General features: G+C 65.4%; 8 protein-coding genes. 2 read left to right on the forward strand and 6 right to left on the reverse strand.

Annotated elements, in window-relative coordinates; genetic code table 11:
* Positions 1-28 precede the first annotated feature (28 nt).
* Together mltA and OKW30_RS33985 are read left to right on the forward strand one after the other, a co-directional pair.
* Positions 29-1,681, forward strand: a complete 1,653-nt coding sequence (gene mltA / locus OKW30_RS33980; protein ID WP_429348789.1) for a murein transglycosylase A — start codon at positions 29-31, stop codon at positions 1,679-1,681.
* Between the two features lie 86 nt (positions 1,682-1,767).
* A complete protein-coding gene (locus OKW30_RS33985; protein WP_429348790.1) occupies positions 1,768-2,361 on the forward strand; it encodes a ParB-like protein in 594 nt (197 codons plus the stop codon).
* 13 nt (positions 2,362-2,374) lie between these two features.
* Here OKW30_RS33985 and tssJ read toward each other — a convergent pair whose 3' ends face one another.
* The 6 genes from tssJ to OKW30_RS34015 all read right to left on the reverse strand — a co-directional run bounded on the left by tssJ (position 2,375) and on the right by OKW30_RS34015 (position 11,905).
* Positions 2,375-2,896, reverse strand: a complete 522-nt coding sequence (tssJ, locus tag OKW30_RS33990) for a type VI secretion system lipoprotein TssJ (RefSeq protein ID WP_262421317.1) — start codon at positions 2,894-2,896, stop codon at positions 2,375-2,377.
* 23 nt (positions 2,897-2,919) lie between these two features.
* A complete protein-coding gene (tssG, locus tag OKW30_RS33995) occupies positions 2,920-4,071 on the reverse strand; it encodes a type VI secretion system baseplate subunit TssG (RefSeq protein ID WP_429348791.1) in 1,152 nt (383 codons plus the stop codon).
* Positions 4,068-5,882, reverse strand: coding sequence for a type VI secretion system baseplate subunit TssF (gene tssF, locus OKW30_RS34000; RefSeq protein WP_184062863.1), 1,815 nt, complete (start codon positions 5,880-5,882; stop codon positions 4,068-4,070). Before tssF ends, tssG begins: the two co-directional genes overlap by 4 nt.
* A gap of 15 nt (positions 5,883-5,897) precedes the next feature.
* Positions 5,898-7,484, reverse strand: coding sequence for a type VI secretion system protein TssA (gene tssA, locus OKW30_RS34005; protein WP_429348792.1), 1,587 nt, complete (start codon positions 7,482-7,484; stop codon positions 5,898-5,900).
* The gene (locus tag OKW30_RS34010) at positions 7,485-10,715 is read right to left on the reverse strand and encodes an ImcF-related family protein (protein WP_429349218.1); all 3,231 of its coding nucleotides are present in this window, start codon (positions 10,713-10,715) and stop codon (positions 7,485-7,487) included.
* Positions 10,716-10,727: 12 nt separating this feature from the next.
* A protein-coding gene (locus OKW30_RS34015) for an IS3 family transposase (protein ID WP_429346194.1) occupies positions 10,728-11,905 on the reverse strand; the annotation gives its coding sequence in 2 pieces (ribosomal slippage) (positions 10,728-11,638 and positions 11,638-11,905; 1,179 coding nt in all).
* Between the last annotated feature and the right edge of the window lie 128 nt (positions 11,906-12,033).

Consider the following 12,033-nt stretch of genomic DNA (forward strand, 5'->3'; position numbering starts at 1 on the left):
CGTTCGCGATGGTCCGCAAGGAGGCCGCATGCAACGGGCTCAGCTTCTCCTGCTTGCGCTGACAGCCACGCTCGCGGCTTGCGCGAGCAACACGCCCGCGACCAGCGTCATCCTGGGGGACGCGAGCCATACCGCGACATCGCCGGTCGAGCAGGCGAGGCCGACGGCGCAAGCATCGCCACCCGCGCCGCCGACGATGCCTGGGCCGACGCCGGCCCCCGTAACGGCACACGCGACGGTCTCGGGCACGTCCACCGGCTCGAATAACCCGCGTCCCAAGGCTGCGTTGAGCGGCGGCTTCGCCACGCGCCACGCTTACTACGAGCCGATCGCTGTCGCCGACCTGCCCGGGTGGGACACGGACGACGTCACCGCGTCATGGGAAGCGTTTCGCCGCAGTTGCACCGTGCTCGGCGCGCGCAGCGGCTGGTCGGAACCGTGCAATGCCGCGCGAGCGGTGGACGTTGGCGACGTCGCGGCGATCCGGCGATTCTTCGAAACGTATTTCAGCGCGTACCAGATCCGCAATCCCGACCGCTCGCTCGACGGTACGATGACCGGCTACTACGAGCCGCTGCTCAATGGCAGCCAGCAGTACGGCGGCGCCTACCTTTATCCGGTCTATGGCACGCCGGCCGACATGCTCTACCTCGACGCGCGGCGCCTGCCGGACCGCGCGCGAGGTGGCGTGAGCGCGGCTCGCATCGATGGACGTAACGTGATCCCGCTCAGCGATACGACGAGCGGCGACCTCAAAGGCGTCTACGCGCTGGACCTGCGCGATAGCGTGCCGGATATCCGCGACAAGAAGATTCGCCTGCGGCTCGATGGCGGGCGCATCGTGCCGTACTACACGCGCGCCGAGATCGAGCGCCGCGCACTGAAGGCGCCGATCCTCGCCTATGTCGACGACCCCGTGATGTTGTACTCGATGCAGCTGCAAGGCGCGGGCAAGGTCCGCATGAGCGACGGCTCGATTCGCCGCTTCGCCTATGCGGAACAGAACGGCCGGCCGTTCCTGCCGCCGCTCGCGCACAGCGGCAACGCGACGGCCGGCGCGCGCAAGCTCGTCGTGCGCGGCATGGAGATCGAGGTCGACATCAGCGACGACGGCGCGCCCGCTACGAGCAACGAAGGCAACGCGGCGCCCGCCGACGGTGACAATGACGAACCCACGTCGCCGTTGCTGCGCGGTTTCACCCTGGCGACGACCACGCCGAAACCTCATCCCGTGTATGCGGTTTCGGATCCGAGCTATGTGTTCTTTCGTGTGATCCCCGATTCACCGAACGGTCCGCTGGGCGCGTTGGGCGTGCCGTTGTCGGCGGGCCGCTCGGTGGCCGTCGATCCGCGCACCACGCCGCTCGGCGCGCCGGTATTCGTGTCCACACGTGACGACCCTCAGGCACCCGGCGCGATCAACCGCCTGATGCTCGCGCAGGATTCGGGCGGTGCGATTCAGGGCGCCGTCAGAGCCGACTACTTCTACGGCTTCGGTCAAACCGCGCAGACCCAGGCGAGCCACACCAAAGAGCGGCTGCGCATGTGGGTGCTGCTGCCCAAGGGATTGCGCATCGCCGCGCAGCAGACGTCGTTGAAAACGCGCGGCGGCGGACCTGCCGCGTCTGATGCGGATTGTCTGGTCAGCGACCCGGTGCTGTGTGTGGACGATGCGCCGTAGACGTCTGGCGGAAAGTGGGCGACGCCTCGCCCGGGGGCATGAAATTTGCGGGAGCCGCGTCAACGCATCCAGACAAGGAGACCGACATGGACACGCGGCAAATCGAAGAGCTCCGTCCCACACAAATGACCCACGGCGCGCGGGAGGTCCGCGAAAAAGCCCGCCAATACCGGTCCCTGAGCAGCCATGATCTGGAGATGGCCATCGCCGAAAAGCCGATACCGGTCGTCTGCGGACCCAACGGCATACCGTTCGCGATCGATCATCACCATGTGGCGGCGGCGCTGTGGCAGGTGGGCGTGCGCGCGGTTCCGGTCGTGCTAGTGCGGGATCTTTCGACGTACACGTGGGCATCGTTCTGGCTCAGCATGGAAAACCAACGATGGACCTTTCCGTATGACGCAGAAGGCGTGCGCCGGCCGTTTGCCGAATTGGCGGAGCACGTGTGGGAAATGAAGGACGATGAATACCGAAGCCTCGCGGCAGCGGTCCGCGATGCCGGCGGCTATGAAAAAACCAGTGTCCCGCTGGAAGAATTTCGCTGGGCCGACTTCTTTCGCGCGACGTTGCCGCGGCCCGATAGCGACGAGAAGTTCACAGCTTTGCTCGAGGAAGCCTTGCAGCTGGCCAGGAGCGACTCTGCATTGGGGCTACCGGGCTATCTCGGTCGCACGGATTGAGTCGGCGGCCCACTTAATCGTGGGCCGCTCTGCCCGCCGGCACTAGAAACTGATCCATCAACGAGATCTTCAACGGCTTGTCCGCATCGAGCTTCTTCTTCCCGATCACATACTTCCAACCATCCCCGCTACCCGGATTGCGATAGAACGCGACGACCGCCACATAGTTCGTGTCGGCCCGCATCGGCTGCGACAGGCTTGCCGACGCACCGGGATTCAGCACCGATGCCATGCTCGCCTGCAAGTCCTGCGCGAGCACCGTGCGGTCGTTCTTCAACAGATCCTCGTACGACGCCCCATCGAACATCTTGCGGTCCTTCAGCTGATACACGCGCACCGCGACCGATGTCGCACGACCAGCATCGTCGGGGTTCAGCGCTTCGCGCGCGGACAGATCGATGTCGAGCACCTTGATCTGCTTGAAAAACACCGCGTGATAAGCGCTCGACGACGCGTCCGATACGGATTGCCAGGCGCCGCACGCCGACAGCAGCGCGACGGACGCAACGGTGGAAACGGTAAAACGAAGGTTCATCAATGGTCCTTTCGGCGCGTCGTTCATGACGCGGCATGAGTCAGGTACGGATTGGCGGCGGGCTTCGGAAGCGCCCGATAGACCCCGAGTGCGACGTCGATCAGGCGTTCGTTCACGGCAGGCAGCACGGTCGTCCAGCCGAGGCGCGGCGCGGGTCCGGCCGATCCGGCAGCGACCGGGCCGGGCGAGTTGATCGCCGGCTGCGGCGCGAGGCGCGACGACAATTCCATCCGCAGATGCACGTCGGCCTTCAGCCCGACATACAACTGCACGAACGCCATCAACTCGCGATGCAGCCACGCACCCGGCAACAGATCGTGCGCCTGCGTGGCATGGGCCGGCCGCAACGTCACGCGCACCGCGCGACTGCGATACGCAAGCCGCTTGCCGAGCACATAGCCGCCGCCGAGGCCGCGACGCGCGTCCTCGTTCACCGCACCGGCACGAGCGGCCGACGACGTCAGCGGCTGCGGCTCGCCCGCGCGCGCGAGCGCGGGAAAGAACTCATCGACGCGCACGTCGGCGCCGGGCACCGCGAGCGCGATCACGCCCGCGAGCCCTTCAGGTATGCGCGTTCGCTGGATCAGCAGACCGAGCAGCGCGAGCATCCGCGAATCGGACAAGCCGGCGCGTTGCGGCTTGTCGCCCCAGCCAAAGCCGGCGAGGCACAACAGATTGCGCGAATGCGCATCGCTGCCGCCGGCGCGAAAGCTTTCCGGATAGCGGTACTTCTTCCACGCCCGATACAGCAGCGTGACGAAACGATGATTGAACTGATCGAGAAAGGCCTCGACCGCTTCGTGCCCTTCCTCGCGCATCACGATCTCGTCGATCATGTGCGACGGCATCGCCGCGTCGACGCCGTAAAGACCCATGAACGTCGTGCGCACGGTCGGCGCCGCGGCACTGACCAGGGAATCCGGATCAGCAGCGAATTCGACTGCGGCGACCTCGCCCGCCGGAAAGCCTGTGCGCGCGCGTGGCCGGAAGCGCACTGGTTCATGCGCCGGTGTATCGAGCGTGCCGAAGCCCGGCTGCCGCGGCATCCGCAATTCGAGCAGTCGGCACAACTGCATGAAGTTCATCCGCGGCGCGCGCGCGAGGAGCGATGCGACGAGCGGGTCGAGATTGGGCGGGTCATTGCGCGCTTCGCAAGCGTTAGCGTACGCGCTCATAGCGGAGCCCGCTGCGCCTTGCTGCGTGGCCAGACCGTGCGGGTCTGCGACGGTAGGCTGACGATCGACAGCTTCGTGAACAGATTGATCTCCGCGTACAGCGCGAAAAAGCGTTGCAACAACTCGCCGAACAGCATCACGTCGCCGTCGCCCGCGAACGCATGCGAATCGAGTGTCACCTCGATGTGCACGCCACGCTCGACCGAGCCGCCCGACACCTCCTCGAGCAATTCCTGCGACACCCACAGAATGCCCGCGAGGCGCCGGCGGTTCAGTTCGTCGCTGGTCCAGTCGTAGAGCGCGAGCGCGCCGCGCAGCACTTCCGCGTTCATCATCGACAGGAAGTTCGGCGCGAGATGCGACAGCACGCGCCACTGGAAACGGTCGCCGGTCGGCGGATAGAGCGGCAGGGTCGGCGCGACGAGATTGTTCACGCCCACGACGTTCGGCGTGCTGGCCGCCAGCTCGGCGATGCTGGCTTCGCGCAGGCCCTTGCGCGGCAGCATGCCGTTCGTGCCGGTTACGCGCAGCGACAGGCTTTCCTCGGGCAGCGTGTCCATCGTGTCCCACGCGTGACCGCCGAGCACGACCCACGTCTGATGCAGACCCGCGACACCGGGCCGCACGCGCGCATGGAAGTAGCGTTCCGGCGCCTCGTGGCGCAGCATGCCGCCGCGATGCCGGAACGTCGCGAACGGCACGTACTCGTAGCGCTCGGCGGTGTCGTGATCGAACGCGTCGATTGCATCGACCGAATAGGTCTCGACGTGCTCGCCCTGATGGCCGGCCGGCAACACGCGGTATTGCGTTTCGTGATGGTCGATCTCGATCGGCTCGGCATCGAGTTCGAACAGGTTGATGACCGGGGTGCAGAAAAGCCGCAGGTTTTCCGCGCTGAAACGCTGATCGGACGGATACGCGTGCTTCAGCAAGATCTCCAGATCGAAGCGCGTCGACTTCTCCGGTAGCTTCGTCACGTCGAGTCCACACAGATCGACGAACAGGAATTTCTCGCGGAACGTGAAGTATTCGAGCAGCAACTGATACCCGGAAAACGCCGCGTCGGCCTTCGGCCACAACCTCTCGTCGGCCGAGAAGCCAGCGGGCTCGATCGCCACGTTGGCGAGCGGCAGCGCTTCGCCGTCGCGCACTTCCGGAATGCGCCAGTGGATTGCATCGACCTCGCGCGTGAGCGCGACATGCATCGCGAACGCGGTCGGCAGATCGGCATTCAGATACACCCGCAGCCGCGACAGATCGGTTTCCTTGCGGCGCGCGGACTGATCGAGCTCGAAGCCGAGCCGGATGATTGAGCGGCCATCGTGGCGCACGGCCGGGCCCGCGTGCGTGATCGACAGCGGCTGCAGCGTGACCGGCTGCGTGGTCCGGTACAGACATTGCACGGTCTTCGGCGTCGTGCTCTCGACACCCGCCGCGTTCGGCACGGCGATCGGCGCCGAGCGCACCGGCACGCCGGCCGGCACGACCTCGGTTCGCTGCAGTTTCTCCGCGAGCGGCAACAGTTCGACGATCGACAGCGACGGAATCATCCGCAGATAGTGCGGCCACAGCAGACTCACGAGGCCTTCGGTCAGCTCCGGCAATTCGTCGTCGAGCTTTTGCTGCAGGCGTCCGGTCAGAAACGCAAAACCTTCGTGCAGCCGCTCGACGTAGGGATCGCGATCGCCAACGCGATCGAGATTCAGCATGCGCGCGCGGTCGGGATGCGCCTTCGCGAATTCCTTGCCGGCCTCGCGCAGGTAGCGCATTTCGGCTTCGTAGTAGCGCAGGATGGGGTCGTCGTGTTCCATGCTTAGGTATGGTTATCAGAGGGTCAGCGCCCGCGCCGGGTCCAGCACGGTCAGCTCCGCTTGCAGTTCGCCGATGCGGCGTGCCAGCGCGGATTTATCGGCATCCTTACGACTGCTCAGCGCCTTCAGCGCGCGCAGCAGTTGCTGCTTGACCTCGAAGACGAGCGCGGGCTCCCAGCGGGTGAGCGGCAGCGAGCGCGCGCTCGCGTCAAGTTCGGCGAGTAGCGCGAGCGCCGCGTCCGCGCGACCTGCGTGATCGGCGAGGCGCGCCATCACCAGACGTTGCAGGTAGCGATGACGATCGGTGCGCAGACCCGGCAACGCTTCGAGCCAGGCGAACGCGGCCTCGATACCGTGCTGCCCCGCGAGGTCGCGCGCCTGCGCTTCGATCTCGGGCCAGTCACCGGTCGCATCGTCGTCGTTGCCGGCCGATACCGGCAGCGGCGCGATGCTTTCGCCCGCGTCGAGATTGCGCACGACCGCGTGACGCGCGATCCATTCGAGCGTCGCGTCGTCGGCGAACGGCGTGCCGTCGTTGAACGCGAGACGTTCGATCCCGGGCAAGCGTTCGAGAAACAGCGCGAAATCCGCGCGCAACGGTTCGCGCCATCCGCCATAGGGAGCGCCGATGTGATCGAGCGCGACGTGCTGGAAATACTGCAGATCGAACCACAGATGATTGACACCCTCCATGAACGCACCCTCGACGCGTTCGAGCAGCTCATGCCACTGCTTTTGCAGCACGAGCCGCTTCATCTGCTGACGCAGCTCGCCACGCGGTGGCATCAGACGCGTGCGCGACGCCGCATCGGCGGGCGGCACTTCGTGCAGCGTGTCCCAGCGAACGGTGCGCACCAGCCGCACCGACGGTAGATAGCCGCTCTCCTGATCGCGAAGCCACAGCGCCATCGAGCGGGTCTGATCGAGCAGATCACGCGTCGATGCGATCGATACGTTTGGACTGCTGCTAAAGGCAGCGCCGGCCGACGCGGATGACGTTGTCGTATCGGGCTCACTACTGGGCACCGACGCGTCGTTGCGCTCGAAGCGCGCGACGAGCGCGCCGAGACTCGGCCGCGCCGCGTCGGCCCACGCGGCCGTGGCCGTGACGAGCAGATCGAGCGCGGCGATCGCGCGTTCGAGATCGGCCGGCGCGAACTCGTCGCGACTATCGAGCAGCTCGATGATGCGCGCGGTGGCGAGCATGTCGAGCGCGCCCTTCTTCGCTTCGGCGCGCGCAGGCAGTACGTTCTCGCCGAAACGCTCGACAAGCGATGCCGCGAGTTCGAGACCATCCGCGAAGCCGACAGGGCCGTCCATGCGCAGACGTGCGAACGCGTAGTAACCGGCCAGACGCAGATCCTTGCCGGTCTCCTTGAGCAACTGCTCGCACGAGCGGACGATCAGACCATCGTCGATACCGGAGAGCTTCTGCGTTTCCTCGCGCAACTCGAAGAACAGGTCTTCGTAGCCCGGGGCGCGACCGCAGCCCTGTTCGCCCGGCAGCGGTTGGAGCCATGCGCTCCACGCATCGACACGCGCGCGCACGCGTTGTTCGTCATCACGCGACGGGAACAGCGTCTTCAACAAACTCGACAGCATTTATTCGACCTCCGGCAGCGAACCTTTGGGCACCGACACTGCGGCACGTTTCGCCGCGGCAAGCGCCGCCGGCGGCAACGGCGGCGGATTGGCCCCGGATAGCTTCGGTGTGCCTTTTGCCGCACCAGTCACGAAGATGCGCGCGGGCAGCTTGAAATGACGTAACGCGAGCACTTCGAGCGGCCCTGAGCCCGCCTCACCGCGCAGCTGCACGCGCAGCGCAATGCCCTCGCTCTGATCGGGCTGCCACGACAACAGGTAACGCGCGCCGTCCTGCTGCGACACCTGCGCGCGTTCGAGCAGCCGGATCAGGCCGAAGCGGCCCTGGGCGTCGAGCGCAGAACGCAGGCCGCCGTGCTCGGTCTGCCATTCGATATGCGACAGGTCGTCGAGCGAGTCGCCGGGCCACAGGAAAGGCGTCCACTCCTCCTTCTGATTGAAGTAATGCAGTTCGCGGCCCGACAGCACGAAGCGCATGTCGGTGACGCCGGGCGTCGGCACCGCGCGCAACTCGTAGCGCACGTGCGCGTCGCCCGATGGGAACAACACCGTCGATGCGCGCGTCATTCTGTTTAGTCCGTCGAGGAACGCGGGATCGAGCGTCAACGCGCCGTGGCTTGCGCCCTGCGCGGCGACCCAGCGATCGCCCTGCCGCTCGACCACACCGGCCAACTGCGTGATCACGAACTGCGCGATTACGCCGTTGTCGGGCCGCATGAAGCGCGCCATCTCGGGCAACGACGCGTCGTTGTCGGAGTCCGCGAACGGATAGCGGCCGCCGAACGCGCCGTTCCAGTCCGCGACGATCGCCGTGCGCCAGATCTCGTTGAGGCTCGCCGCGGCCGGCTGCACGAGCACCTGCCAAGTTTGATCGAGCGGCGCCCGCAACAGCTCGCCGAACCCGGCCCACTGCTCGCCCAGACTCGCGGCAACGCGGCTCGCGTAGTCGCGGCTGTCGGCGATGTCCGAGGTCTTGCCTTGCAGCACCGCTTGCGCGGCCACACGCGACATCGCATCGGTGTCCGCACTCGACACCATCTGCTCGATTCTTAGACGCATCGCGCTCACGCGTTCGAGATAGCGCGCGAGACTCAGGTCGCCAGTCGACGTAAGTCGCGCCACGGCCTTCGCGTTCGCCGGCGTGACGCTGGACGCGACATCGCTGCCGGTCAAACGCAGAATCGGCCCGAACGCGACCGCGAGCGGCGCAAGCTGCGACTGGGTTTGCTTCGACGGATCTTTCTCGTCGGCGCCGACCAGTTGCTGCGCCTTGCTGATCAGCGTGTCGGACAGCGATTGCGTGCTGGCGCCCGTGCCCGCCTGATAGACGACCGCGTTCATCAGCATCAGAAGGGGCGAGCGCTGCGGGTCACCGAGCAGCGTCAGCTGATCGGCCGTCGCGGACAGCGTCGGGGCCGATTGCCAGCGCAGGCTATTCAGGAACAGCGCCCACGCGCGCGCGTAGTCGTCGAAATAGCGTTGACGCAGCGCGGCCTTTAGCGACGACGGCGGCTCGGTTTTGCTCTTCACGTCCGACAGCACCCAGTCGCCCGCGACGTTGCTCTGCTCGCTCGCGTCGTCGATCGCTTTCGCGACGCGCTCATCCCACGCGGCGCGTGTGAAGACGCCGGGGACCGTCGCTGTCGAGTTGAAGAGGCCTCTGCTCTGCGTATCGCCGAGCAGCGTCGCGAGCGAAATCGGCGGGTATTTGGCTTTCGCGTCGTCGAGGATCCGCTGATAGACCGTGTCGGTCGAGTTCTGGATGCCGCGCACGCCGATGATCGTTTGACGAGTTGCTGAAATCAGTCCGCTGTCGAGGACGATTGCGAGCGACGAACCGCTTGTCGATACGTGCTGGCCGAGGTGATGCGCGAAGAAGTCGATTGTGTGCTGGCGCAGGTCTTCCCATGTGCCGGCCGATAGCGGCGAGTTGTCGGGACGCGCGAGCGCGGACGTCGCGGCGAGCTGCGGAGCGAGGAAGGCGGCGACCGCGCGCTCGGGCTTGGCGAGTATCAGGTAGGTCTTCAGCGTGTCGTACGCGGCTTGTACCTGGCCGCTGCCGCCGCTCGCTATTTCGGCGTCGGTCAGTGACGCGAGTTGATGCAGACGGGCTTCGAGCTTCTCGCGGATCGGGCTGACGAGGATGCTGCCGGCGGCGTTTTCATACCTTGGCCATAGCGCGTCGAGCAGTGCCGCGTCGCGGTTCAGACCGAAGCGCGTGAGACGCGGGGCGCCCTCGCGCTGGTGCGATTCGAGTGTGTCGATCTGCTTGTCGAGGGCGTCGAGCGTTTGCATCGATCGGGTTGGGTCCTGGCTGCTCGCGAGTTTCGTTAGGGTGTCGCCGGCGGTGTGGATCGTTGCGCGGTTCGTGAAGCCGGAGAACATCGTGCCGGCGATCCATAGCGCGATGGCCGCGGTGCTCGTCCATGCGGCGGCAGTGGATAGCGAGAAGCCGACGCGGCGGCCGTGGAGCTTGCGGCTGTGGTCGGCGACGGTTTGCCAGACGCCCCGAACGAAGTCCCCTTGGGGGATCGTTCGGTGTTGGGGGGTGAGGTGATCGTCTCGCGCGTTTTCGTCCGCGTTGTCCGTGTTGGTATCTTTGTTCGTGGCTGCGGGCAGAGCGAGTTCGCGCTCCTTGAAAAGCGGCGCGAACAGCAGACCGTGGACGGCCTGACGCCAGTAGCGCGAATGCGCCGTCTGCGCGACCAGTCCCGACAATGCGCTGGACAGCCTTTCGATGTGTTGCGACAGTTCCGCGGGATAGCGATCGTTCGAGTCCTCGGCTATACGCAGCACGCCGGCATCGGCGAGATTGCGGGTGAGGTTTTGCAGCGAGTCGTCGATGTGGTTGGCGTGCACCCGCGCGCTCGACCATGTGAAGCCGAAGGCTTCGTCCTCGCCTTTTGGTTCCGTGCTGAAATCGGTCACGTTCAGCAGATAGGCAGGCGCGGACCAGTGCAGCGCGCGGGCGTGGCGGGCGAGGCGTTGGGATAATGCGGCGGCGTCGAATGGCGCGTTGCCTGAACTGCGGTTGCGCGTTACCGCGACGATCGCGTCGATCGGGCGGCGGCGGCGCAGGCGGCGGATTTGGGTGAGCCAGGCCGTGTCGAGGGTCGTGCCGGTTTGTGTCGCGTAGAGCAGGACTGTGCTGCCGACGATGGCGTAGCCGGTTTCGGCGAGGGTTGGGGCGAGGCGTTTGACTAGCAGGCTGTTGAAATATCCGTCGTTGATGCACTGTAGTGGTCAAGTTATTTCGGACAGGCAGATAGGTTCTTTCACTGTCGGTTTCGCCTCATAGGCGGCGGGCGACAGATAGCCCAAAGTCGAGTGCAGGCGTACTGCATTGTAGAAACCGATGATGTACTGGTTGATGTCGCGCCGTGCCTCGTCGTGGTTGGCGTACTGACGCTGCCACACTCGTTCCATCTTCAGGTTCAGGAAGAACCGCTCCATCACCGAATTATCCCAACAATTTCCCTTGCGGCTCATGCTGCAAACCACGTGATGCTGCCTGAGCAAGGCCTGGTATTCATCGCTCGCATACTGGCTGCCCCGGTCCGAATGCAGGACCAGTCCCGGCGCTGGCCGACGCTGCTGCAGCGCCATGGTCAACGCCGACATGACCAGTCCGGCCGGCATGATGGGCGCCATGGACCAGCCGACCACCTTGCGTGAGTACAGGTCCAGCACGACCGCCAGATACAGCCAGCCCTGCGCCGTGCGGATATACGTGATGTCCGAAACCCACGCGCGATTGGGCTCGGCCACGTCAAACTGCCGGTCGAGCACGTTCTCTGCCACAGGTAGCGTATGCCTGCTGTCGGTCGTTGAGACGAACTTGCGCTTCCAGCTCGTGCGCAGACCTACTTCGCGCATCAGCGTACGCACCCGGTAGCGCCCGATACGTAGCCCTTGCTCCCGAAGCGCATGCATCACACGCCGGCTGCCGTAGCTCGCGCCGCTGGCGGTGAATGCCGCCTTGACGTGGGTCTGTTCCTGCAGGCTCTTTGCGCTCGGTCTGGCGCGCCGGTGCGCATAGTAGCCAGAACGGCTCACCTGCAAAACCCGGCAGGCGTGACTGACCGATACGGCCTCCTGTTGCAAGTGAGTTACCACGCGGTAACTCACTTCAGTTCCCGTGCAAAGAAGGCCGACGCTTTTTTTAGCAGCGCATTGTCCTCGCGCAATTGCCGGTTCTCCGCCTCGAGTTGCCGGATGCGCTGCTGTTCCGCCGTCAGCGGTTTGCCCTCGCCAGGGCCGCCAGCACGCTCCGCGTCGTACTGAGCCACCCAGCGCCGCACGGCTGTCTCAACCAGGTCCATCGACCGGCACACTTCGCTGACCGATAACCCCTGGTCCCGTACCATCCGTACCACTTCCAGCTTGAAGCTGGCGTCAAATTGTCGGCGCCTTCTTGTCATCTTGCTCTTTTTCCTCGTCGATTCCGGATTGTCCTCCTATCGACCTGTCCGAGGAAATTAGACCATCACACACTCAGGTGCATTGCGACGGATGCTGAGTTCGCACTTCTGATACGCGGAACACGTTT

It is taken from the genome of Paraburkholderia sp. Clong3, assembly GCF_050436485.1.
GTDB classification, from domain to species: domain Bacteria; phylum Pseudomonadota; class Gammaproteobacteria; order Burkholderiales; family Burkholderiaceae; genus Paraburkholderia; species Paraburkholderia tuberum.